The following is a 22,460-nucleotide window of genomic DNA, read 5'->3' on the forward strand; positions in this document are numbered from 1 at the left end:
GGTGGGGGAGGTCACGAGGTCAGCGTGGTGGACGGCGCCGGCGGGGAGGAGGGGCAGGAACGCCGTGTTCGGTCGATTTCCTGCCACGTCTTCCTGCCACGTCGCGGCGTGCGCACCCTCGACGAGGGCGGCGCGGAGCCGTGAGGACCGCTCCCCGGGGCACCTCCTACTGGACCAGTTCCGCGCGCGCCTCGTCGGCGGCGACGAGTTCGGCGTAGCGCCCACCCGCGGCGAGCAGGTCCGCGTGCTTCCCCCGTTCGACGATCCGGCCGTGGTCGAGGACCACGATCTGGTCCGCGTCGCGGACGGTCGAGAGCCGGTGCGCGATCGTCACGGTGGTGCGTCCGCTCGACAACCGCTCCAGCGCAGCGGCCATCGCCCGCTCGGTCCGGGTGTCCAGCGCGGACGTCGCCTCGTCCAGCAGCAGCACCGGTGGGTCGCGCAACACGGTGCGGGCCAACGCGATCCGCTGCTTCTCGCCACCGGAGAACCGGTATCCCCGTTCCCCGACGACGGTGTCGTAGCCCTGCGGCAGCGCGCTGATGACGTCGTCGACCTGGGCGATCCGGGCCGCGTTCCGCAGTTCGTCGTCGGTCGCGTCGGGCTTCGCGAAGCGCAGGTTGTCGGCGACGCTGGCGTGCAGCAGGAACGTCTCCTGGGTGACGACGCCGACGGTGTCGGACAGCGAGCGCGCGGTGAGTTCCCGGACGTCGTGACCGTCGATCGTCACCGCGCCGGAGCCGACGTCGTACAACCGCGACAGCAGGTACCCGAGCGTCGTCTTCCCCGAACCGGTCGCGCCGACGACGGCCAGCGAGGAACCCGCCGGCACGTCCAGGTCGATCCCGGTCACGGTGTCGGTCTCGGCGCCGGGGTAGGCGAAGGCGACGTCGGAGAACCGCACGTGCCCGCGGGGGTCCTCGAGGGTGACGGCATCGGGACGTTCGACGACCTCGGGCGGGGTGTCCAGGTACTCGAAGACCCGCGCGAACAACGCCATCGAGGCGTGCAGGCGCACGACGATCCGCAGCAGCGCCCCCAGCGGCCGGAACAGCTGCCCCTGCAACGTGACGAGGGCGACGAGGGTCCCGATGCTCAGGGCCGTGCCCGTTCCCCGGATCCAGCCGCCGAGGAGGTAGGTGAGGGCGGGGACGGCCGCCATGGTCAGGGTGATGAGCGACCACTGCCAGCGGCCGGCCATCTCCGACCCCACCTCGAGGGCGGCGACCTCGTCGGACTGCCGGGTGAACCGTTCGACGACCTCGGGGGTCCGCCCGGTCGTGCGGGTCAGCAGGATCCCGGAGATCGAGAGGGTCTCCTCGACGGTGGCCGACATCTCCGCGAGCTGGCGCTGGCGCCGGGCCGTGATGCGTCGGCGCAACCGCCCGACCCGGCGGTTCAGCCAGACCGAGAAGGGCAGCACGCAGAACGAGAACAGCGCGAGGCGCCAGTCCAGGGCGAGCATGGCGACGACGGTGACGACGACGGTCGCGAGGTTCTGCACGAGGTCCGCGCCCGTGGAGGTGACGACGGTCTGCATCGCGCCGATGTCGTTGGCGATGCGCGACTGGACCTCACCGGTGCGGGTGCGGGCGAAGAACCCCAGCGACATGCGCTGCAGGTGCGTGTAGAGCGCGGTCCGCAGACCGTGCATGACGGCCTGCCCGACCCGGGTCGTGAGCAGGCCCTGCACGACGTCGAGCGCGGTGCTGACCGCGACGATGCCGATGAGCCCGGCCGCGAGCCAGGCCAGCAGGTGCAGGTTCCCGTCCGGCAGGGCGACGTCGACGACCTCGCGGATGAGGAACGGTGACGCGACGCCGGTGACGGCGGAGAAGACGATGAGGACACCGACGACGGCCAGCGTCCGGCGGTGCGGGTGGAAGAGCCGCAGGACCCGGCGGACCTCGTCGCGCTGGGGACGGCCCGGGTCGGACGTGTCGGCCTTGCCGGGCCGGAAGGGATCGCGGTCGGGATCTCCGCGCACGGGCCCACCTCCAAACAGATCGTGTGGATACCTCACGATGAGGCTACCTCACGATCCGGTAGGGTGTCGACGTGGACGACCTGGACGGCGAACTCCTCGAGACGCTGCGCTCCGTGCAGTGGCGCCTGCGCCGACGCAGCCACGGCGACGTCGAGGACCTCGCCATCACCCCCGCCCAGGGCCGGGTCCTGCGCGTCGTCGGCCGCTGCGCCACCCCGCCCCGGATGGGTGAGGTCGCCGCCTGCCTGCACATCGCGCCGCGCTCGCTCACCGACCTCGTCGACCCGCTCGAGGAGGCCGGCCTGCTGCGCCGGGCCACCGACCCCGGGAACCGTCGCTCGCTGCTGCTGGAGCTGACCCCCGCGGGCACCGGGGTCCTCGAGGAGCTGGGTCGGCGCTCGCGGGACAGTGCGGCCCGGGCCTTCGCGGTCCTCGAACCCCCGGACCGCCGTTCGCTGCTGCAGCTGCTCCGGCGGGTCGAGGAGGCGCTGGGCGAGGACGCCGGGTCCGCGTGAGGACCCCGGCAGGAGCCCGTCCGGCCAGTACAGTCGGCAGGTCACGCGAACCGTGAGGGAGGTACGACGCCGTGCTGGACCCGACCCGCGTCCGTCTCGACCTGGCCATGGAGGCCGCGGGAGTCGCGTCGTTCGAGTACGACCTCGTCGCGGCCCGGCTCGTGGCCGACGACGCCCTCGCCGCGTTGTTCGAGCACCCCGAGGACACCTCGGCCCGAGGCTACGAGGCCCGGCTGCAGGACGTCGTCGTCGCCGGCGACCTCGTCGAGTTCCGCGACGCCGTCACCACCGCCGTGCGCACCGGTGAACCGCTCCACCAGGAGTTCCGGTTCCGCCGCCGCGACGGCAGCCTCGGCTGGATGGGGGTCCGCGGGCGCGTCCTGGTCGAGGGTGGTGTCCCGCAACGGTTGCTCGGTGTCGCCTACGACACCACCCGCGACCACGTCCTCGGTCTCGCGAGCGCCCTCGAGTCCTTGCCCGCCGCCTACTACGCCCTCGACGGCGACCGCGTCCTGCGCCACCTCAACGCCGAGGCCGAACGGCTGATCGGGCGACCGCGCCCGGAACTGCTCGGGCGGAACTTCGGGGACGTCTTCCCGCTGTCCGCGGGTTCGCAACTCGACGCCGTCCTCCTCGAGGTCGCGCGCACGGGGAACTCCGCGAGCCTGGAGCTCCTGCACCCCGACCCGCTGGCCGTGTGGTGCGAGCTGCGCGCCTGGCCCGACGGGGCCGGGACCAGCGTCCTGCTGCTGCCCGCCGCGGCCCGGCGTGCGGCCGAGGAGGCCGCGGAACGTGCTGCGCTGCAGGTCCAACTCCTCGCGGGTGTCGGTGCGCACCTGTCCGGGACGCTGGACGCGGAGACGGCCGTCGCGCGTCTCTCCGGGATCCTCGTCCCGGTGCTGGGGGACTGGTGCATCGTCACCCTCGTCGAGGAGAACGGTGAGCTGCGCGACGTCGGGACCCAGCACGTCGACCCCGCCCGGCAGGGGCTCATCGAGGACTACGCGCGCACCCGGTTGCGGTCGCTGCGCGGTGGCGAAGGCACGTCCTACGTGCAGGACGCCATCCGCAGCGGCCGCCCCGTGGTGCTGCCCGAACCCGCGGTCGACGCGATCTGCGCCGTCCTCGGCCCCGGTGAGGCGCAGGACCACGCCCGTGCGCTGAACCCGCGGTCGGCGATCGTGCTGCCGTTGCGGGCCCGCAGCCGGACCGTCGGCCTGGTCACCCTCGCCCGGGGTCGGCAGCGACGGGGTTTCGACTCCGAGGACGTCGCCACGGCCTCCGGGGTCGCCGAACGCGCGGCGCTGGCCCTCGACAACGCCCGTCTCTACGGTCAGCAGCAGCGCATCGCCGAAGGCCTGCAGCGGGACCTCCTCACCCCGCCCGCGCAGTCCCCGCACTGGCAGACCGCCGTCCGCTACCTGCCCGCCGCCCAGGCCGCGCAGGTCGGCGGCGACTGGTACGACGCGTTCCCCCAACCCGACGGAGCGACGACGCTGGTCATCGGTGACGTCGTCGGCCACGACATCGGGGCCGCCGCCGCGATGGGCCAGTTGCGCAACCTGCTGCGCGGCATCGCGTTCGCGGCTCCGGACGGACCGTCCGGGCTGCTCTCGCGGTTGGACGCGGCGATCGAGGGCCTGGGGGTCGAAACCCTGGCCACCGCCCTCGTCGGACGGCTCGAACCCCGGCGCGACGGGGTGTTCCTGGAGTTCTCCAGCGCCGGTCACCCCAGCCCCGTGATGCTGCGCGCCGGTGGTGTCGTGGTGCCCCTCGTCGTCGCCGACGGCCGCGACGGCCCCGACCTGCTGCTCGGCATCGACCCCACCACCGCCCGCCACGACGGTGAACTCCTGCTCCGCAGCGGCGACACGATCCTGTTCCACACCGACGGCCTCGTCGAACGCCGCGACCAGTCCGTCGAGGTCGGCACCGGGCGCCTCCTCGAGGCGGTCTCCCGGCACGCCGACCTGGGTCTGGAGGAGTTGTGCGACGTGCTGCTGCGCGAACTGCTCCCCGCCCACCCCGAGGACGACGTCGCCCTCGTCGCCGTTCGGATCCGCTGACCCCGTGGACCGCGGGGTCGTCCTGCGCGGGTTCCGCCTCGACGACTCCGCGATGGCGGTGGAACTCTCGGGCGACCCCTACGTCCCACTGACCGGTTCGTTGCCCGCGAACGCCGACGAGGCGCAGGCCCGGGCGTGGGTCGAGCGCCAGCAGGGGCGGCTGGCCGAAGGGATCGGGTGGTCGTTCGCGATCGCCGAGGTCTCCTCCGACCGGGCCCTCGGCTCGGCCGGACTGTGGTTCACGGACTCCCCGGAGGTCTTCACCGTCGGGTACGGGGTGGTCCCCTCGGCCCGCGGACGGGGAGTGGCGACCGCGGCCCTGGAACTGCTCGTGGAGTTCGCAGGGACCCTCCCCGCGGCCCGGCGACTCGTCGCCCACGTCGAACCCTGGAACACGACGTCGGTGCGGGTGGCGGAACGGGTCGGGTTCCGCCGGCAGGGGAGGACCCGGCACGAGATCGGCGGCGGGCTCCGGGAGGTCCTCGTGCTGGCCCGGGAACGCTGACCTCAGCGGACGAGTGCTTCCACGTCCCGGACGTGGTGCAGGGCGCCGTGCCGGTTCCGCAGCGCGACGTCGTGCGCGGTGAGGGAACCCCGCGAGGCGTGGCGGACGAGGACTCCGGTGGCCTGCGCCGCCACGGCCACGTCGCACCAGTCGGCGGTCGCCCGCCGCACCGTCCACAGCGCGGCGCCCGGGTCGAAGGACCCGTACCGGCGGGCCCGCGCGAGGTCGTCGGCGTCGTGCCCCGCAGGAACCCGTGCGTCCCCCGCGAGGGCGGCCGCCAGGCGTTCGGCCCACGAGCGCAACGTGTCGGCGGTGTGCACGACGTACTCCGCGGCCGACCACCCGTCGGCCGGCCGTCCGGCGTGGGGCAGTAGTTCCGCCAGCAGGTCCGGAACTCCGGCCACCTGCTCGACGGCGACCTCGAACGGCACGACCCACACCGTGCCGCACTGCCGGCACGGGTCGCCGTGCACGTCCTCCCACCACGGGGTCACCCCAGGACCCACGGGTCCTCGATCCGCGACGCCGGCACGAAACCGGCCGCCACGGCGACGTCCGCGGCCGCGGCGAAACCCGTTCCGACCGCCTCGGGGACGTGGGCGTCGCTGCCGAACGTCAGCAGCCGCCCACCCTCCTCCGGCCACCAGCCCAGGATCGTCGGGTGCAGCGGCAACCTCGTGTTGAGTTCCAGGGCCCGTCCCCCCGCGGCGAGGGACCGCAGGGCGGTCCGGAGTCCCTCCTCGAACTCCCGCGGGTCGAACGCCCCGGGCCAGCTGCGCACCGGGTAGTCGATGTGCGCGAACGTCGCGAACGCGTCCGAGCCCGCGACCATCCGCGGGATCTCGGCGAGGTACTCGCGGAACACCTCGGCCGGCTCACGGTGCTCGAACAGCAACCAGGGTTCGGCGGAGGAGTCCCCGTCGGGCAGGCAGTGCAGCGAGCCGACGACCCGGTCGAAGTCCCCGCGGCACAGCAGGTCGGCGACCTCGTCGCGGTGCAGGTGCGGTTGCCCGACCTCCATGCCGGTGAGGATCGTGAGGTCGGGGAACCGGGCCCGGCACTCCTCGATCGCGGCGAGGTACCCCTCGACGTCCAGGGGCGGCGCGTGCAGGATCCCGTCGGTGACGAGGTCGGGGTGCTGGTCCACGAGGAACCCGGCCCGGAAGGGCGTGAAGTCGACGTGCTCGGTGAAGGCGAGCGACGGCAACCCGATCTCGACCGCGCGGGCGCAGGTCGCCGTCATCGACCCGACCTTTCGCGCGTCCCAGGAGAACTGGCTGTGGACGTGACCGTCGGCGGGCAGCACCTCCTCATCCGACTCCCCGCGGGCACCGGTGTCAAACCCCGCGGTAGTTCTGCGCCCATCCGCCGACACGCCGCACGGCGCCGGACGTTCCGCGGCGTGTCGCGCGATGGGTGCAGAACTACCGTGGGTTGGGTCTCCACGTGGTGACACCGGTGGGTGCGACGCCGCGACCGCTCACCCGAGCACCAGCGCCAGGTGCAGCGCCAGCCGGTCCCGCCCGTCGTCCAGGTCGTACCCGCTGACCGCCGCGATCCGCCGCAGCCGGTGGTAGAGGGTCTGGCGGTGGATCGACAACGCGGCGGCGGTGCGTTGCGCGCTGCCGGCCAGGTCGAGGTAGGTCCGGGCCGTCTCCACCAGCTCCGGTTCGGCGGCGAACAACCGCGCGGCCCGTTCGTCGCGCACGACGGTGGACAGCGCGACCGGGTCGGCGAGCGCGTGGAGCCGCAACGCCCCCAGCCGTTCCCACTCGCGCACGCCGGCGCCCCCGGAGCGCAGCGCGGCGTCGGCCTGCTGCCACCCCGTGTGCGCCTGCGCCGCGTTGACGATCCCGGAGACCCCGACGGCGACCCCCGCGTGGTGCTGCGACGACAGCGCGGCCGCCGCACGCGCCGCGATGCCGGCCCCGTCGAGCGTTCCGGGGACGACCAGCGCCGCGCGGTGCCCGACCGCTGACACGAGCACCGACCGGGGCAGCAGCCACCCGTTGACCGTCCCGGTCTGCCCCCCGTCGGCGGGGGCGAGGGCCACGACGGTCACGACCGGGGGCAGCAGCCCGTCCCGCTGCAGCTCCTCCACCGCCTGCGCCCGCGAGCCCGCGTCGCTGGACAGCAGTTCCCCGACGGCCCACGTGGTGCGGTCGGCGGCGCGGGCCCGGGTCGCCAGGTGCGCCGCGACGAGGTCGAGGGCGTCCCGGACCCGGTCCAGGTGGGTGGCCCGCACCCGTTCGTGCGGGTCCAGCAGCCACAGGTAGCCGTAGGTCACGCCGCGCCAGCGCACCGGCACGCACCACCGGGGGAGGCGCCCGGCGTCCGGGTCGCCCGGGATCCGCAGCGGCCCGGTCGCCCGGGCGATGCCGAAGCCCGCGAACAGCTGCTGCACGACCGGGTCGGAGCGCCGGCGCAGGATCGAGCTGCGGCGCACGTCGTCGATGACCTCGTCGTGGCCGGAGGAGGCCACCAGCAGCAGGTCCCGGTCCTCCAGGGTCACCGGCGCCCCCGTCTGCTCCGCGACGGAGTCGACGAGGTCCTGGAGCTGGTCGGCCGGGTTCACCCGACCATCATCCACCTGTACGACGAGAACGGTCGAAGGTCTGACGATCGTCAGTGGCCCCGGAGCCCGCGGGGTCTTAGCGTCGAGGTGTGTTCGGACAACTCCTCCTCGGCGTCGCCGGCAACCGCGGCGTGCGGTCCCTGGTGACCGGCAGCAGCCTCAGCCGCCCCGTCGTCGCCCGCTTCATCGCCGGTGACGACGTCGACGCCGCCACCGCGGCGGTGCGCGCCCTGCACGGCGACGGCATCGCCGTCAGCCTCGACCGCCTCGGGGAGGACATCACCGAGGCGAGCCAGGCCGACGAGACCGTCGCGGGGTACCGCGACGTGGTCGAACGCCTCGCGGCCGAGGGGCTGGCCGCGGGCAACGAGATCTCGATCAAGCTCTCCGCGCTCGGCCAGGGCCTCGGCCCGACCGGCCCGCGAGCGGCCACCGAACGGGCCCACGCCCTCGCCGAGCTCGCCCACGCCCACGGTGTCGACGTCACCGTCGACATGGAGGACCACACCCGCGTCGACGACACCCTCGAGACCGTGCGCGCCCTGCGCCAGGACTTCCCCCGCACCGGCTGCGTCCTGCAGGCCATGCTGCGCCGCACCGAGGGCGACGCCCGCGACCTCGCCGTGCCCGGTTCCCGGGTCCGCCTCGTCAAGGGCGCCTACAACGAACCCCCCGAGGTCGCCTACCCGGCGAAGGCCGACGTCGACAAGGCCTACGTCCGCTCCCTGAAGGTCCTGCTCGACGGGGGTGCCTACCCGATGATCGCCACCCACGACCTGCGCCTCGTGAACCTCGCCGAGTCGCTCCTGCAAGGCCGTTCCGAGGGGACCGCCGAGTTCCAGATGCTCTACGGCATCCGGTCCGGGGAGCAGCTCCGCCTCGCGCGGGCCGGGCACACCGTCCGCGTCTACGTGCCCTACGGCACCGACTGGTACGGCTACTTCTCCCGTCGTCTCGCCGAACGACCCGCGAACCTCGCGTTCTTCGCCCGCTCCCTCGTCGCCGGCTGAACCCGGCCCGGAAGGAAACCCGACGTGCACTCCGTGACCGACGTCCCCGCCCCCCGCAACGAACCGATCCACGGCTACGCCCCCGGCAGCCCCCAGCGGAAGCTGCTGCTGGAGTCCCTCGCCGAGCAGGCGGGCAACCCCGTGGAACTCACCCAGACCATCGGGGGCAAGCCCGTCCTCGGCGGTGGCGAGAAGGTCGACGTCGTGCAGCCGCACCGGCACGCGAGCGTCCTCGGGACGTTCGGGACGGCCACCAGGGAACAGGCCCGGCAGGCGGTGGACGCGGCGCTGGCGGCCGGTCCGGCCTGGGCTGCGATGGACTACGACGACCGCGCCGCGGTGTTCCTGCGGGCGGCCGACCTGCTCTCCGGCCCGTGGCGCGAGAAGATCGCGGCCGCGACGATGCTCGGGCAGTCCAAGACCGCGCAGCAGGCCGAGATCGACGCGCCCTGCGAACTCGTCGACTTCTGGCGCTGGAACGTCTCCTTCGGGCGCCGGCTGATCGCGGAGCAGCCGGTCAGTTCCCCCGGCGTCTGGAACCGGATGGACCACCGTCCGCTCGAGGGTTTCGTCTACGCGATCACCCCGTTCAACTTCACCGCCATCGCGGGGAACCTGCCGACCGCCCCCGCGCTCATGGGCAACACCGTCGTCTGGAAACCCTCCCCGACGCAGACGCTCTCGGCGTGGTGGACGCTCAAGCTGCTGGAGGCCGCGGGACTCCCCCCGGGGGTGATCAACCTGCTCACCGGTGACGGCCGGGACGTCTCCGAGGTCGTCCTCGCGGACCGCAACCTCGCCGGGATCCACTTCACGGGGTCCACGGCGACGTTCCAGCACCTGTGGCGTGCGGTGGGCGAGAACATCGCGAACTACCGCACCTACCCGCGACTCGTCGGCGAGACCGGGGGCAAGGACTTCGTCCTCGCGCACCCCTCGGCCGACCCCGCGATCCTGTCCAACGCCATGCTGCTCGGCGCCTTCGAGTACCAGGGGCAGAAGTGCTCCGCCGCGTCCCGCGCCTTCGTCCCGAGGTCGGTGTGGAACGTCATGGGGGAGGAGTTCCTCGCCAAGGTCGACTCGCTGCGCTTCGGCGACGTCAGCGACCTCTCGAACTTCGGCGGCGCCGTCATCGACGCCCGCAGCTACGCCAAGAACGTCGCCGCGATCGAGCGCGCGAAGGCGACACCCGGCCTGACCGTCGCTGCCGGCGGGACCTACGACGACTCCGAGGGCTACTTCGTCCGCCCCACCGTCGTCCTGGGCCAGGACCCCACCGACGACGCGTTCTGCACGGAGTACTTCGGTCCGGTCCTCGCCGTCCACGTCTTCGACGACGCGCGCCCCGGGGCCTGGGAGGAGACGCTGCGGACGGTCGACGCGGGTTCCCCCTACGGGTTGACCGGTTCGGTCATCGCGACCGACCGCGCCGCCGTGGCCCACGCCTCCGAGGCGCTGCGCTTCACCGCGGGCAACTTCTACGTCAACGACAAGCCGACCGGCGCGGTCGTCGGCCAGCAGCCCTTCGGTGGTTCCCGGGCCTCGGGCACCAACGACAAGGCGGGTTCGATCCTCAACCTGCAGCGCTGGACCAGCCCGCGGGCCCTCAAGGAGACGTTCGTGGCGCCGACGGACCACGTGTACCCGCACATGCGCTGAGCTTCGGGGTGTCGTCTCGGCCGAACACGGGTAGGCATGGGGCATGAGCCAACCCACGGGGTCCACCCGGAGCGACGACCTGAGCGTCTCGCACGGGCCGGGACCGGTCCAGTCCCCGACGCGCGCGGACGAGACCGTCGGGCAGCTGATCGGTCAGCTGACCGAACAGGTGTCCCACCTCGTCCGTGACGAGGTCGCGCTCGCCAAGGTCGAGCTGACCGAGAAGGGCAAGAAGGCGGGTCTCGGCCTCGGAATGTTCTCCGGGGCGGGCCTGCTGGCCTTCTTCGGCTTCGGTGCCCTCGTGACCACCGCGATCCTGGCGCTGGCGATGGTGGTGAGCGCCTGGCTCGCGGCCCTGATCGTCGGGGTCGTGCTGTTCCTCGTCGCGGGGGCGCTGGCCCTGGTGGGCAAGAAGGAGTTCACGCAGGTCACCCCGGCCCTGCCGCAGGCGACGGTGGACAGCGTCAAGCAGGACGTCAACGCCGTGAAGGAAGGGTTCCAGCGATGAGCGACAGCCTCCCGAACAGCGCCGTCCCGACCGACCGCGCGGGGCTCGAGCGCGACATCGCCGAGACCCGCGCCCGCTTGGCCTCCACCGCGGACGCGCTCGCGGCCAAGGCCGACGTGAAGGCGCAGGCGAGCGCCAAGGTCGAGGACGTCAAGGCGAAGGTCCACGAGGTCAGCGCCGGTGCCCCCGGCTCCGGCGCGCAGCAGAGCGGCGTGCTGATCGCCGGCATCGTGGTGGTCACCGCGCTGGCCGTCTGGTTGGTCGTGCGCAAGCGCTGACCTCGGGTGCACGACCCCACCCGTGGTCCCGCTGGGTCTTCCCGCGAGATCACGGGTCAGGGGGCGAGGGCCTTGCGGACCAGGGGGGCGACCTCGGTGCCCAGCAGTTCGATGGCCCTGAGGACGTCGGCGTGCGGCATCGTCCCGGCGCTGACGTGCAGCATGAACCGGTCGATCCCGAGCTGTTCGTGCTGCCTCACGATCTTCTCCGCGACCTCCTCCGGGGACCCGACGAGCAGCGCGCCGCGGCGGCTGCGGGCCGCCTCGTAGCTGGTGCGGGAGAAGTGGTTCCAGCCGCGCTCGCGGCCGAGTCCGTTCATGACGGCCTGGTAGGGCTTGAAGTGCACGTCGGTGGCCTGCTGTGTCGTCGGGGCGACGAACCCGTGGGAGTGGGTCGCGATCCGCAGCGTCGACGGGTCGTGGCCGGCTCGGGCGCCCGCTTCGCGGTAGAGGTCGGCCAGCGGCGCGAACTGCTCGGGCATCCCGCCGATGATGGCGATGGCCAGCGGCAGGCCGAGGGTCCCCGCGCGCACGACGGACTGCGGGTTCCCGCCCACCGCGATCCACACCGGCAGCGGCTGCTGCACGGGCAGCGGGTACACGCCGAGGCCGGGGACGTCGGCCCGGAACTTCCCGCCGGACCAGTTCACGCGCTCGGGGTTCTCGCGGATCTTCAGCAGGAGGTCGAGCTTCTCGGCGTAGAGGTCGTCGTAGTCCTCGAGGTCGTAGCCGAACAGCGGGAACGACTCGATGAAGGACCCGCGGCCGGCCATGATCTCGGCGCGGCCGTTCGAGAGCCCGTCGAGGGTGGCGAACTGCTGGAACACCCGGACGGGGTCCTCGGAGCTCAGCACGGTGACGGCGCTGGAGAGCCGGATCCGCGTGGTCCGCGACGCCGCCGCGGCCAGCACGACGGCGGGTGCGGACGCCGCGTAGTCGGGACGGTGGTGCTCGCCGAGACCGTAGACGTCGAGGCCGACCTGGTCGGCGACCTCGATCTCCTCGACGATCTCGCGCAGCCGTTCCGCGTGGCTGAGCAGGGCGCCCGTCTCCGGGTGCTCGGTGGTCTCCGCGAACGCGCTGACGCCGATCTCCACGACTTGCCTCCAGGTGAAGTGCTTGAAGGCTCAATCATACCGCAGGAGCGTGCCGCCGTCGAGCACCAGCTCACCGCGACCCCGCATCCCGGACAGGTCCACCACCAGTCGCGACGGCCGGGCCAGGTGGTCCTGCGTCGGGAACCAGGCCCGACCGGGCGCGACGAGCACCAGCAGCCCGTCGTCGTCGCCGACGGCGCTGAACGTCTCCGACCCCGGACCCCCGAACGGTGCCGCTCCCGCCGCACGCGCCAGTCGCCGCTGGACGTCCAGCACCGACGCCACCGGGATCCCCACCTCGCTGATCGCCAGCAGGTGCCCGGGCCCGAAGTCGTCGTCGCCGAGGCGTTCCGGCCGTCGCCGGCGCGCGATCAGCTCCAGGACGGTCCCGTCGGCGCCGGGGAAGTAGCTGGAGCAGGCGTCCCAGGACGGTGGCGCCTCGAACAGGTCATGCCCGTCCTGCCCGTCGTGGCCGAGCAGCTCCACCCGCTGCGCCAGCCAGTCGTGCGCCGCGCCGCCCGCGTCGCCCGGTACCGAGAACGCCAGGTGCTGCGTCGCGGGGACCGCGTCGGCGGCGGGAACCAGCCGCAACCGGCTCCGGCCGACCTGGACCGTCCCCCCGTCGACGGGCAGGCCCAGCACCTCGTGGAAGAAGGTCGCGCCGGCGGAGACGTCCGGCACGGGGAACTGCACGTGGTCGATGCGCACGCCGCCACGACACCAGCTCAAGCGAGCTTGAGGTCAACCCCTTCGTGCCGGATGCTGCCCGGGTGAGCGCGCGAGACGACCTGCTGAGCATCGGCACCGTGGCCGAACGCGCGGGACTCAGCGTCCCCGCGTTGCGCTACTACGAGGAACGCGGGCTGCTCAGCCCGGTCCGCGACGCCGGGGGGCGACGCCGCTTCCCCCGTCACGTCCTGCGGCGCCTCGCCGTCATCGCCGCCGGACAGCGCGTCGGCCTCTCCCTGGCCGACATCGGCGAGGCCCTCGACACCCTGCCCGTCGACCGGGCCCCCTCCGCCCGGGAGTGGTCGCGGGTCGGGGAGGTCTGGCAGCGGCTTCTCGACGCGCGCATCCGGGAGCTGCAGGCCCTGCGCACGTCGCTGACCGGGTGCATCGGCTGCGGGTGCCTCTCGTTGACCCGCTGCACCCTGGTCAACCCCCACGACGCCGCCCGCGAGGAGGGCAGCGGCTCGCGCTGGTTGCGGGACGCCGAGCACGGCGCAGCGGAGCTCGGGAGTGAGCCCGGTCCCTAGATCGCCGTTACATTGTAAGGGTGGTGTTCAGTCTGCCCTTCGGGTCCGCGGCAGACCTGCGCTCGGCCTACGAGGCCGTCGACTGGTCCGCGACGTCCCTGGGGACCCCGGACGACTGGCCCCGCACCCTCCGCCGAGCCCTCGAACTGGCCCTCGAGACGCGGTTCGCGGTCCTCATCGTCTGGGGTCCCGACCTCACAATGCTCTACAACCAGGCCTACGCCGAGCTGATCGGCCGCAAGCACCCCGCGCTGGGACGTCCCGTCCGCGAGGTCTTCGCCGAGACCTGGGCGGAGCTGGAACCCCTCTTCGCCCGGGCGATGGCCGGGGACGCCGTCTGGTTCGCCGACATGCCGGTGATGATGGACCGCAGCGGGTTCCTCGAGGAGACGTTCTTCACGTTCTCCTACTCCCCGGTCCGCGACGACAGCGGGGCCATCGCCGGGGTGATGGACATCGCGGCGGAGACCACCCGCCAGGTGCAGGACCACCGTCGCCTCGAACTCCTCAGCCGCCTCGGCGACCTCGCCACCGAACTGCAGCCGCCGCTCGAGCTCGCGAAGCGCGCCCTGGACGTGCTGACGACGCTGCCCGCGGACCTGCGGGCCGTCGACCTCCAGCTGCCCGGCCACGAGTCGACGTTGCCGCCCCCGCCGTCCGCGCTGAGTCCCCGCCAGGTCCTCGTGCAGGACGAACCGGGTGCGCCGAGACTCGCCTGGGTCCGCATCCCGGCGGCCCTCGGGGGCGAGTCCCAGGGGGTCCTGGCGGCCGTGCTCAGCGACCACATCGCCCTCGACGCCACCTACCGGGACTTCCTGCGCCTCGTCGCCGCCACCGTCGGCGACGCCCTGTCCGCCGCCGCGTCCTACGAGGCCGAACGTCGCCGCGCGGACCTGCAGCAGTGGCAGGCCCGGCGCCTCGCCGGTCTCGTCGCCGTCGCCCAGGCCATGCCCGACGCCCAGGACGAGCACGACGTCCTGCAGGTCCTCGGCCGCGGCGCGATCGGCCTGCTCGAGGCCGACGGCATCGTGCTCGGGGTCCTCCAGGACCGCAACCTGCAGGTCCTCGGTGACGTCGACGACCCCGCGGCCGCCGCGCTCGCGGGAGCCCTCGGCGGGGCACCGGTCGTCCGCGACGACGGTCCCGGCACCAGCGCCGCCTGGCCGCTGCGCCTGACCGACCGCGTCGTCGGCGCCCTCGGTCTCTCCTGGCGCCGGGACCGCGCGCTCACCGCCGAGGACGACGACCTCCTCAACGCCCTCGCCGCCTCCACCGCGCAGGCACTGGACCGGGTCCGGGCGCTGCGCTCCGAACGCACGGCGGCCGCCGCCGTCCGCAGCTTGGCGGAGACGTTGCAGCGCAGCCTGTTGACGTCGGCGCCGCTGCCCCAGCACCTCGAGATCGCCGTCCGCTACCTCCCCGCCGCCGAGCACGCGCAGGTCGGCGGCGACTGGCACGACGCCTTCCTCACCGCCTCCGGCACCACCTGCCTGGTCATCGGCGACGTCACCGGTCACGACCAGGACGCCGCCGCCGCGATGGGTCAGGTCCGCAACCTGCTGCGCGGCATCGGCTACTCCCTGGAGGTCTCGCCCGCCGCGGCGCTCGCCGCCCTGGACCGGGCGATGCGTGACCTCGGTGTCGGTGCGCTGGCGACCGGTGTGCTCGCCACGATCGAACCCCTCGACGGGTCGCAGGACTGGCGGTTGCGCTGGTCCAACGCCGGCCACCCCCCGCCGCTGGTCGTCTCGCCGGACGGTTCGAGCCAGCTCCTGCGGACCCGGCCGGACCTGCTGCTGGGCCTGGAGGCGGAGTTCGTCCGGGCCGACCACGTCCACGGCCTCCCGCCGGGCGCGACCGTCCTGCTCTACACCGACGGGCTCGTGGAACGGCGCGGCGCCTCGATCGACGACGGTCTGCAGTGGCTCGCGGACACCGCCGCGGGCTTCGGCGGCCGCTCACCCGCCGAGATCTGCGACGCCGTGCTGGAACACGTCGCCGGCCACGCCGAGGACGACGTCGCGGTCCTGGCGGTGCGGGTCCGCCCGGAACCCCTCGACGAGGTCGTCATCCCGTCCTGAGGTCCCGGTCCCGGGTCCGCTGAGGGCATCGGTAGCCACCGTCCTCGAGCCCCGCCCAGCGTTCGAAGACGTTGTGGTGCGGGCGGTTGCGGGTCACCAGCGCGTTCAGGCCGTAGAGGGCGAGGAACGGTGCGGTGCCGAACAGCGCGTACTGGTCGGCGTGGCGGAGTTCGTGGCGCCGCCGCTGCGGCCCGCCCAGCCCGCCGTGCAACCAGACGTTGCCGATCGTCGTCCCGCCCCGGCCGTAGCTCCCGCGCGGCATCCCGGAGCACTCGACGAACAGGTCGTCGCCGAGGGCGATCGTCGCGCCGTGCGCGCGGGCCCAGAGGAGGGCGAGGGTGCTGACCGGCAGGTTCCGCCAGGCGCGGAAGGCGGTCCAGAACGCAGAACGGCCCCTCATGCGAGGGACCGTACCTGCTGTGCTGCGTGAGAGCGGACGACGAGACTCGAACTCGCGACCCTAACCTTGGCAAGGTTATGCGCTACCAACTGCGCTACGTCCGCAACGTGCGTCGCCGACTCTACACGGCTGCGAGCGCCAGGGCGTACTCCGGCCACCACTCCCCGGCCGCGGGTTCACCCGGTCGGCAGGCGCCGTCGGACTCCCCGGGACGCTTCACCCACAGCCACGCGTCGACGAGGCGCTCGCCCGTGGAGGTGCTCGGAACCCGCCCGATCGTGGCCCCGGCGGGGTTGCACCACGCGAACCCGTCACCCGTGTCGGGGGCTCCGGAGCCGTTGCGGCTGGTGTCGACGACGAAGTGCGCGCCGCCCGAGAGCTTCGACAACCGGCGACCGTAGGCGACGTTCGCGGCGGTGGTCTCGAAGTTCGACACGTTGAGCGAGAAGCCCGCGGCCCGGTCGATCCCGCTGGCCTGCAACGCCACCGCCAGGACCGAGAGGTCCTGCACCCAGTCCGGGTGCCCCGCGTCGAGGTAGACGTGGGTCTGCGGCAGGGCGGTGAGGACCTCGACGGCCTGACGCAGCAGGCCGTAGCGCGCCCGTGGGTCCAGGTGGGGGCACCCGGTGATCGAGAGCGGGATCGCGTCCGGTTCGAGGACGACGACGGCGGGCCGGTCCCCGATCCCGGCGGCCAGTTCGCGGATCCAGTCGAGGTAGGCCGCCCCGTCGGCGGCACCACCGGCGGACTGCGACCCGCAGTCCCGGTCGGGGATGTCGTAGGCGACGAGGACGGGCAGGCTCCCCGCCGCCGCGGCCGCCGTCGTCAGCCGTTGCGCCGCCGCACGGGGCGGGTCCCCGGTGAACCAGGTCGCCGTGGGCTCCTGGGCGAGGGGCCGGAGCTGCTCGGCGAGCGCAGTCCGGCCCTCGGTCTCGTAGGCCGCGAGCTGGCGCAGCGCCGGGGAGTCCGGGTCCGCGTACAGGGACTGCCCGCTGAGGGGTCCCGCCGTCTCACCGGTGCCGCCGCTCCCGCAGGTCAGGGCGACCAGCAGACCGCCGACCACCCCGAGCGCACTCGCGCGTCGACGAGCCACGACACCCCCAGCACGCACAGCGGCGGGGCCGTCCCGCGGTCCCAGTAGACCCGGACGACCCCGCCCTGTGACGCTCCGTCACCTGCACGGCCCCCACTGACCCCCCGAACAGCCCTCACGGGTGGGGTCAGGCGACGCGGGCCCCGCGGTCGGCGCGGGCGACGCTCAGTCGCACCCGGCCCACGACGTCGGGCCGGCCGAGGACCTCGAGCAGCTGGCCACGGATCTCCGCGGCAGCGGCGGCGACCTCACCGAGGTCCGCGCGGGGTTCGACGGTCGCCGAGAGTTCCGCGACGAGGTTCCCGCGGTCGTGCACGAGGCGGCCGCTGGCCGAGCGGACCCCGGGAACACCCGTGAGGACCTGCGCGGCGGCCCGGGTCGGGCCGTCGCCGTTGACCTGGAACGTGCCCCGGCCACCGGAACCGGGCAGCAGCACCGCCCCGATCCTGCGCTGCGGCAGGTGCGCGAGCAGCCACCACAGCGCCAGCAGCGCGAGGACGACGGCGACCGCCCCGCAGGCCGCGGGGAACCACCCGGCGTCGAGCGCCGAGGTGACCGAGCCGGTGTCGAGGGTGGTGTCGGGCAGCAGGTCACCCGTCCACCAGGCCAACCCGGCGACCCCGCCGGCGAGCAGGACGAGACCGAGGAGGACGGCGAGCGTCCGGTCCAGGGCGAGGACTCCGCGTTTCACGACAGCACCTCCGGTGCGTTGACCCGCACCCGGACGCGGGGAGCGCGGGACAGGGGGGCGAGCTGGGCCGCCACGGCCCGGGCGACGTCCTCGCGGACGTCCGCGGACGTGGCCTGCACCGCGACCGACACGGTCTTGCGCGACGCGGTGGTCTTGGCCTCGAGCACCCCGTCGCAGCGACGGGCGGCGCCGGAGGCGAGCCGGGCGACGTCGCGGGTGGAGAGGTGGACCCCGGCCGCGCCGGCGACCGAGATCGCGCGACGGGAGCGACGACCGAAGCCGGTCACCACCAGCCACGCGCCGAGCACGATCGCGACGCAGCACACCGCGACGAGGGCGCCGGACGGCGCGAGACCGTCCAGGGACTTCGCGAGGGACGGGAGCCAGCGGCCCCCGCCGAACCAGCCCAGGCCGATCCCGGCCTCCCGGCCCAGCACGACGGCCAGCGCCAGCAGCAGCACGGCCAGGACGGGACCCACGGCGCCGATGCGACCGGAGCCGGTGCGCGCGGCGGCCGCGCGTTCGGAGCTGCTCACAACACCCTCCTGGTGGTCTCGGGCTGGTCGGTCACGTAGGTGGCGACGACGACCGACACGTCGTCGGCCGTCATCCCGGCGTAGTGGTCGAGGGCCTCGGTGACCGCCGCCTGCACCCGGGCCGCGACCTGCGGGGCGGGCACCGGCCACACGGCGGCGACCTCGACCTTGACCCGGGCCCGGTGACCGGCGACGGTGCAGTCGACGTCGGGGTAGGAGCGCCCGAGGACGCTGTCCACGACGCCGGAGACGGCGGCCGCCGCGGTGCGGGGGTTGGCGCTCGAGGTGCGCCGCGTGCCCGGTACGGCGGCCGCGGCCTCGACGATGCGGGACACCGCGCGCTCGGAGACGACGAGGCGCCCCCGCTCACCCGCTTCGACGCGCTCCGGCGCGAGGGTGTCAGCCACGACGGCCCGGCAGCAACGACGTCAGGTCGATCCGCCCCTCCAGGTGGGCACCGATCAGGTAACCGATCGCACCGAGCAGGACGCCCAGCAGCAACCAGCCGAAACCGGCGGTCGCGCCGATGAGGGCCAGCAGCAGGCCGGCGATCAGGCCCGTGGTGGAGGAGGACATGACAGTTCCCTTCGAGGGGGTTTCAGAGGTCTTCACGCGAGGTCGTCCACGTGGACGCGGACCTCGGGGCGGGCGCCCGCCGCGGTGAGGAGTTCACCGGCGGCGACGTGCACGGCCTGGGCGACCGTGCGGAGAGGCACGTCCGGCTGGAGCACGACGTGCACCTCGGTCGGTGCCTCGGTGCTGCCCAGCCGGATGCCGGCGACGCGGCGACCCGGCAGGTAGGTGCCGATCTCGCCGAGCGCTCCGGCGTTCAGCCGGACGACGCCCGGGACCTGGAGCACGGCGGCCGCGAGGGCGTCGGCCAGTTCCGGGACGTCGCTGGGATCGGCGGGTGTCACTGGACGCGCGTGGTGGTGGTGCGCACCTGGGTCTCCTCGGCGTCGTCCTCGTCGGGCAGGTGCACGTCGGAGACCTCGAGGTTGACCTCGGTGACCTCGAGCCCGGTCATGCGCTCGACGGAGTTGATCACGTTGCGGCGCACCGCGGTCGCGAGGTCGGCGATGGCGACGCCGTACTCGGCGATCAGCTCGATGTCGACGGCGGCCTGACGCTCGCCGACCTCGACGGACACGCCCTGGGAGTGGTTGGTGCGGCTGCCGGGGATGCGCTCGCGCAGGGCGCCGACGGCGCGGGCGGCCCCGCCACCGAGGGCGTGGACACCGGAGACGTCCTTCGCGGCGAGCCCGGCGATCTTCGAGACGACGGTGTCGGCGATGGTCGTCACACCGTGCGGGGAGGCCAGGCTGGAGGGAGCGGTCGAGGTGCTGGTCGCCCCGGTGGAGGTGATGGTCGACTTCTGGTCGGCGGTCTGGGTCATGAGTTTCTCCTCGTGTCGTCCCGCGGCGTGGTTGCCGCGTTCACAGGGGTAGAGGGGTCCGCCGGGGAAACGTCACGCAACCTTTGCTGTGACCTGCACCACAGGTTTCGACGGGTGCTCGACCGGCGCACGTGCTCTGATGCGGCAGGACGGGACGGGGGCCAGGCAGGTCGATGCACGACGGATCCACGGACGGGACCAGGGACGACGCGACCCTCACCGCGCTCGCCACCATGGGCGACCGCGACGCCTTCGCCGAACTCGTCGAACGCCACGGCCCCTCCCTCTACCGCTACGCCGCACGGCTCCTCGACGACCGCAGCCAGAGCGACGACTGCGTCCAGGAGACCTTCCTCGCGGCCTGGCGCGGTCTCACGAAGTTCCGCGGCGACTCCTCCGTGCGCACCTGGCTGTTCACCATCTGCCGCCACGAGGTGTTCCGCCGTTCCCGGCGCAGGAACGACGACCTCGTCCTCGACGTCGAGCTCGACGAGGTCCGCGACCAGATCCGCGACCTGCGCGCCGACCCCGCCCGGACCAGCGAGGCAGCCGCGCTGCGGGAAGCGCTCGACCTGGCCCTGCGGCTGCTGCCCCCGCGACAACGCTCGGCCTGGATCCTGCGCGAGGTCGAGGAACTGAGCTACGAGGAGATCGCGCAGGTCCTCGGCACGACGGGCACCGCGGTCCGTGGTCTCCTCGAACGAGCGCGCACCGCGTTGGCGAGCACCCTGGAGGGATGGCAGTGAACCGCGAACCGCGATCTGGTGACGAGGCGTTGGCCCTCGCGACCGCCGCGCTGCGCGCCCACACCGAGACGGGCTGGGTGGCCGTGCGCGCCGCCGTCCTCGACCGCGTCCGTCGCGCCTTCCGCCCCGCCGACCCCGTCGTCGGCGCCCACGAGTTCGGCGAGTTCGTGCTCAGCGGCGACGTCCTCGTCACCCAGCTGCGTCCCGCCGTCGACGCGGTGACGGGAGTCTCGGCGCTCGCGATCAGCTGCGCCACCGACGACGAGCACCACCTCGAGACGGTGGTCGTCGACGTCTCCGCCGGCTACGGGGTGCACCTCCCGTCGCTGGGTCGGGAGGTCCGAGGCGCTGTGCTGCAACGACTCCGGACGGTCCTCGGCGACGCGGCCCCGCAGGCGGACCAGGTGCTCGTCGACGTCCACGTCGCCGACGTGTCGCGGGCCCTCAGCCGCGGAGGCGAGCGTTGATCCGGGCGGCCTGGCGGATCAGGTGCTCGCGCTCGGCCAGGTTCCCGGCCGCGAGCGCCGCCTCGGCGTAGAGCCGCGCGGCCCTCGCCGGGTCGCCGTCGCGTTCGTGCAGGAACGCCGCCACGGCCGCGTGGCGGGGGGTCGCGGCGTCGACCTCCGCGAGGGCGGCCAACCCGGCCCGCGGCCCGTCGGCCTCCCCGAGCGCGACCGCGCGGTTCAGCCGCACGACGGGGGTGTCGGTGAGGCGCAGCAGTTCGTCGTACCACTCCACGACCTGGACCCAGTCGGTCGCCTCCGTGCTCGTCGCGTCGGCGTGCAGGGCGGCGATGGCGGCCTGGGCCTGGAACTCGCCCAGGCGGTCCCGGGCCAGGGCGGCCTGCAGGATCGCCACCGCCTCGGCGATCGCGCCCGTGTCCCAGCGCGAGCGGTCCTGCTCCGCCAGCGGCACCAGCGACCCGTCGGGGGCGGTCCGCGCGGCGCGGCGCGCGTGGTGCAGCAGCATCAGGGCCAGCAACCCGCGGACCTCGGGGTGCTCGACGGCGAGCGAGAGCCGGCGCGTCAGCCGGATCGCCTCCGCGGCGAGGTCGACGTCGCCGGAGTACCCCTCGTTGAACACCAGGTACAGCACCCGCAGCACGGTCGCGACGTCGCCGGGGGTGTCGAACCGGACCCCGGCGACCGTGCGCTTCGCGCGGCTGATGCGTTGCGCCATGGTCGCTTCCGGGACGAGGTACGCCGCGGCGATCTGGCGGGTGGTCAACCCGCCGACGGCGCGCAGCGTGAGCGCCACCGCCGAGCCCGGGGTCAGCGACGGGTGCGCGCAGAGGAAGTACAGCTGCAGCGAGTCGTCCCGCGACGTCGTCGGGCCGGTGGCGGGTTCCCGGTCTCGGCGTTCCTCCCGCCGCCGGCGGGAGGACTCGGCGCGGGTGGCGTCGAGGAACCTGCGCCAGGCCACCGTGACGAGCCACCCCTCCGGGTCCCGCGGACGTTCGGACGGCCACACCCGCACCGCCTCGATCAGCGCCTCCTGCACCGCGTCCTCGGCCGCGGCGAAGTCGGCCCCGCGGCGGACGAGGACGGTCAGCACCCTCGGGGTGAGGGTCCGGAGCAGGTCCTCGTCCACCGCCGCGCTCAGTCCCCGGTCGTGGTCGGGTTGGCCAGGAACGGGCGGAGCTCGATCCACTCGTGGATCGGCTTCCCGCCCGCGCCGGGGGCCGCGGACAGTTCCCCGGCGAGTTCGACGGCGCGGTCGTAGCTGTCGACGTCGATGACCATCCAGCCCGCGATGAGGTCCTTGGTCTCGGCGAACGGCCCGTCGGTGACCGGCGGCCGTCCCTCCCCGTCGTAGCGGACCCAGGCCCCCTCGGGCGCCAGGGCCTGACCCTCGACGAACTCGCCCGACCCCACGAGGCGTTCGGCGAAGTCGTTCATGTACGTCATGTGCGCCGAGACCTCCTCCGGCGTCCACCGGTCCATCGACACGTCGTTCACCGGGGCCGGTGCACCGCGGTAGTGCTTGAGCAGCAGGTACTTCGCCATCGTGGGTCTCCTTCGTCGGCGTGACCTCCACCGGTCACGGTCACTGCGGGGACGG

General features: G+C 73.7%; 27 protein-coding genes and 1 tRNA gene. 11 read left to right on the plus strand and 17 right to left on the minus strand.

Annotated features, from left to right (window positions below):
- Positions 1 to 166: 166 nt before the first annotated feature.
- Positions 167 to 1,987, minus strand: a complete 1,821-nt coding sequence (locus AC0I8G_RS21900; RefSeq protein ID WP_471731821.1) for an ABC transporter ATP-binding protein — start codon at positions 1,985 to 1,987, stop codon at positions 167 to 169.
- A gap of 71 nt (positions 1,988 to 2,058) precedes the next feature.
- On the opposite strand from AC0I8G_RS21900, the gene AC0I8G_RS21905 reads away from it, so the two are divergent.
- From AC0I8G_RS21905 to AC0I8G_RS21915, 3 genes are all read left to right on the plus strand, one after another.
- On the plus strand, positions 2,059 to 2,502 hold the full coding sequence (locus tag AC0I8G_RS21905; RefSeq protein ID WP_471731822.1) for a MarR family winged helix-turn-helix transcriptional regulator: 444 nt from the start codon (positions 2,059 to 2,061) through the stop codon (positions 2,500 to 2,502).
- Positions 2,503 to 2,573: 71 nt separating this feature from the next.
- Positions 2,574 to 4,568, plus strand: a complete 1,995-nt coding sequence (locus tag AC0I8G_RS21910) for a SpoIIE family protein phosphatase (RefSeq protein ID WP_471731823.1) — start codon at positions 2,574 to 2,576, stop codon at positions 4,566 to 4,568.
- Positions 4,569 to 4,572: 4 nt separating this feature from the next.
- Entirely contained in the window at positions 4,573 to 5,073 is a 501-nt protein-coding gene (locus AC0I8G_RS21915) for a GNAT family N-acetyltransferase (protein WP_471731824.1), read from the plus strand.
- Positions 5,074 to 5,075: 2 nt separating this feature from the next.
- On the opposite strand, the gene AC0I8G_RS21920 is transcribed toward AC0I8G_RS21915, so the two are convergent.
- The 3 genes from AC0I8G_RS21920 to AC0I8G_RS21930 all read right to left on the minus strand — a co-directional run bounded on the left by AC0I8G_RS21920 (position 5,076) and on the right by AC0I8G_RS21930 (position 7,648).
- Positions 5,076 to 5,567 (minus strand): hypothetical protein, encoded by a 492-nt coding sequence (locus AC0I8G_RS21920; RefSeq protein ID WP_471731825.1) that lies wholly within the window; start codon positions 5,565 to 5,567, stop codon positions 5,076 to 5,078.
- The gene (locus AC0I8G_RS21925) at positions 5,564 to 6,376 is read right to left on the minus strand and encodes a PHP domain-containing protein (RefSeq protein WP_471731873.1); all 813 of its coding nucleotides are present in this window, start codon (positions 6,374 to 6,376) and stop codon (positions 5,564 to 5,566) included. Before AC0I8G_RS21925 ends, AC0I8G_RS21920 begins: the two co-directional genes overlap by 4 nt.
- Positions 6,377 to 6,553: 177 nt before the next feature.
- The gene (locus tag AC0I8G_RS21930; protein ID WP_471731826.1) at positions 6,554 to 7,648 is read right to left on the minus strand and encodes a PucR family transcriptional regulator; all 1,095 of its coding nucleotides are present in this window, start codon (positions 7,646 to 7,648) and stop codon (positions 6,554 to 6,556) included.
- 89 nt (positions 7,649 to 7,737) lie between these two features.
- Here AC0I8G_RS21930 and AC0I8G_RS21935 point away from each other — a divergent pair, with 89 nt between their 5' ends.
- The 4 genes from AC0I8G_RS21935 to AC0I8G_RS21950 are packed head-to-tail and all read left to right on the plus strand — an operon-like array spanning position 7,738 to position 11,103.
- Complete coding sequence (locus tag AC0I8G_RS21935; protein ID WP_471731827.1) at positions 7,738 to 8,658, plus strand: proline dehydrogenase family protein; 921 nt, start codon at positions 7,738 to 7,740, stop codon at positions 8,656 to 8,658.
- Positions 8,659 to 8,682: 24 nt separating this feature from the next.
- Positions 8,683 to 10,317 (plus strand): L-glutamate gamma-semialdehyde dehydrogenase, encoded by a 1,635-nt coding sequence (gene pruA, locus AC0I8G_RS21940; protein ID WP_471731828.1) that lies wholly within the window; start codon positions 8,683 to 8,685, stop codon positions 10,315 to 10,317.
- A 43-nt stretch (positions 10,318 to 10,360) separates the two neighbouring features.
- Complete coding sequence (locus tag AC0I8G_RS21945; RefSeq protein WP_471731829.1) at positions 10,361 to 10,825, plus strand: phage holin family protein; 465 nt, start codon at positions 10,361 to 10,363, stop codon at positions 10,823 to 10,825.
- Positions 10,822 to 11,103: a DUF3618 domain-containing protein gene (locus AC0I8G_RS21950; protein ID WP_328293634.1), complete on the plus strand. Its 282-nt coding sequence runs from the start codon at positions 10,822 to 10,824 to the stop codon at positions 11,101 to 11,103. Before AC0I8G_RS21945 ends, AC0I8G_RS21950 begins: the two co-directional genes overlap by 4 nt.
- Positions 11,104 to 11,159: 56 nt before the next feature.
- Here the strand turns inward: AC0I8G_RS21950 and AC0I8G_RS21955 are convergent, their stop codons facing one another.
- Positions 11,160 to 12,200, minus strand: a complete 1,041-nt coding sequence (locus tag AC0I8G_RS21955) for an LLM class flavin-dependent oxidoreductase (protein WP_471731830.1) — start codon at positions 12,198 to 12,200, stop codon at positions 11,160 to 11,162.
- Positions 12,201 to 12,230: 30 nt separating this feature from the next.
- A complete protein-coding gene (locus tag AC0I8G_RS21960; protein ID WP_471731831.1) occupies positions 12,231 to 12,908 on the minus strand; it encodes a VOC family protein in 678 nt (225 codons plus the stop codon).
- Between the two features lie 62 nt (positions 12,909 to 12,970).
- On the opposite strand from AC0I8G_RS21960, the gene soxR reads away from it, so the two are divergent.
- Positions 12,971 to 13,456 (plus strand): redox-sensitive transcriptional activator SoxR, encoded by a 486-nt coding sequence (gene soxR / locus AC0I8G_RS21965; RefSeq protein WP_471731832.1) that lies wholly within the window; start codon positions 12,971 to 12,973, stop codon positions 13,454 to 13,456.
- Between the two features lie 20 nt (positions 13,457 to 13,476).
- On the plus strand, positions 13,477 to 15,537 hold the full coding sequence (locus AC0I8G_RS21970; RefSeq protein ID WP_471731833.1) for a SpoIIE family protein phosphatase: 2,061 nt from the start codon (positions 13,477 to 13,479) through the stop codon (positions 15,535 to 15,537).
- Here AC0I8G_RS21970 and AC0I8G_RS21975 read toward each other — a convergent pair.
- The 9 genes from AC0I8G_RS21975 to AC0I8G_RS22015 form a co-directional block, all read right to left on the minus strand.
- Complete coding sequence (locus AC0I8G_RS21975; protein ID WP_471731834.1) at positions 15,524 to 15,937, minus strand: hypothetical protein; 414 nt, start codon at positions 15,935 to 15,937, stop codon at positions 15,524 to 15,526. The genes AC0I8G_RS21970 and AC0I8G_RS21975 overlap by 14 nt on opposite strands.
- Before the next feature lie 31 nt (positions 15,938 to 15,968).
- Positions 15,969 to 16,041 (minus strand) — tRNA-Gly (locus tag AC0I8G_RS21980).
- A 17-nt stretch (positions 16,042 to 16,058) separates the two neighbouring features.
- Positions 16,059 to 17,030 carry a glycoside hydrolase family 6 protein gene (locus AC0I8G_RS21985; protein ID WP_471731835.1) on the minus strand — a complete coding sequence of 324 codons (972 nt, stop codon included), beginning with the start codon at positions 17,028 to 17,030 and terminating at the stop codon, positions 16,059 to 16,061.
- A gap of 127 nt (positions 17,031 to 17,157) precedes the next feature.
- Complete coding sequence (locus AC0I8G_RS21990; protein WP_471731836.1) at positions 17,158 to 17,721, minus strand: hypothetical protein; 564 nt, start codon at positions 17,719 to 17,721, stop codon at positions 17,158 to 17,160.
- Entirely contained in the window at positions 17,718 to 18,257 is a 540-nt protein-coding gene (locus AC0I8G_RS21995; protein WP_380159926.1) for a DUF6286 domain-containing protein, read from the minus strand. Before AC0I8G_RS21995 ends, AC0I8G_RS21990 begins: the two co-directional genes overlap by 4 nt.
- Positions 18,254 to 18,664, minus strand: a complete 411-nt coding sequence (locus AC0I8G_RS22000; protein WP_471731837.1) for an Asp23/Gls24 family envelope stress response protein — start codon at positions 18,662 to 18,664, stop codon at positions 18,254 to 18,256. Before AC0I8G_RS22000 ends, AC0I8G_RS21995 begins: the two co-directional genes overlap by 4 nt.
- Positions 18,657 to 18,833 carry a DUF2273 domain-containing protein gene (locus tag AC0I8G_RS22005; RefSeq protein ID WP_380259555.1) on the minus strand — a complete coding sequence of 59 codons (177 nt, stop codon included), beginning with the start codon at positions 18,831 to 18,833 and terminating at the stop codon, positions 18,657 to 18,659. The genes AC0I8G_RS22000 and AC0I8G_RS22005 overlap by 8 nt, the downstream gene beginning before the upstream one ends.
- A gap of 32 nt (positions 18,834 to 18,865) precedes the next feature.
- Positions 18,866 to 19,174, minus strand: coding sequence for a hypothetical protein (locus AC0I8G_RS22010; protein ID WP_328293623.1), 309 nt, complete (start codon positions 19,172 to 19,174; stop codon positions 18,866 to 18,868).
- Positions 19,171 to 19,653, minus strand: coding sequence for an Asp23/Gls24 family envelope stress response protein (locus AC0I8G_RS22015; RefSeq protein ID WP_471731838.1), 483 nt, complete (start codon positions 19,651 to 19,653; stop codon positions 19,171 to 19,173). Before AC0I8G_RS22015 ends, AC0I8G_RS22010 begins: the two co-directional genes overlap by 4 nt.
- 173 nt (positions 19,654 to 19,826) lie before the next feature.
- On the opposite strand from AC0I8G_RS22015, the gene AC0I8G_RS22020 reads away from it, so the two are divergent.
- Together AC0I8G_RS22020 and AC0I8G_RS22025 are read left to right on the plus strand one after the other, a co-directional pair.
- Positions 19,827 to 20,399 carry an RNA polymerase sigma factor gene (locus AC0I8G_RS22020; RefSeq protein ID WP_471731839.1) on the plus strand — a complete coding sequence of 191 codons (573 nt, stop codon included), beginning with the start codon at positions 19,827 to 19,829 and terminating at the stop codon, positions 20,397 to 20,399.
- A complete protein-coding gene (locus AC0I8G_RS22025; RefSeq protein ID WP_471731840.1) occupies positions 20,390 to 20,866 on the plus strand; it encodes a hypothetical protein in 477 nt (158 codons plus the stop codon). Before AC0I8G_RS22020 ends, AC0I8G_RS22025 begins: the two co-directional genes overlap by 10 nt.
- Here the strand turns inward: AC0I8G_RS22025 and AC0I8G_RS22030 are convergent.
- Both AC0I8G_RS22030 and AC0I8G_RS22035 read right to left on the minus strand, forming a co-directional pair.
- Complete coding sequence (locus AC0I8G_RS22030) at positions 20,844 to 21,989, minus strand: RNA polymerase sigma factor (protein WP_471731841.1); 1,146 nt, start codon at positions 21,987 to 21,989, stop codon at positions 20,844 to 20,846. The two genes, AC0I8G_RS22025 and AC0I8G_RS22030, sit on opposite strands and share 23 nt — an antisense overlap.
- Before the next feature lie 8 nt (positions 21,990 to 21,997).
- The gene (locus AC0I8G_RS22035; RefSeq protein ID WP_471731842.1) at positions 21,998 to 22,405 is read right to left on the minus strand and encodes a YciI family protein; all 408 of its coding nucleotides are present in this window, start codon (positions 22,403 to 22,405) and stop codon (positions 21,998 to 22,000) included.
- Between the last annotated feature and the right edge of the window lie 55 nt (positions 22,406 to 22,460).

This window comes from Kineococcus sp. AC630 (assembly GCF_979255925.1).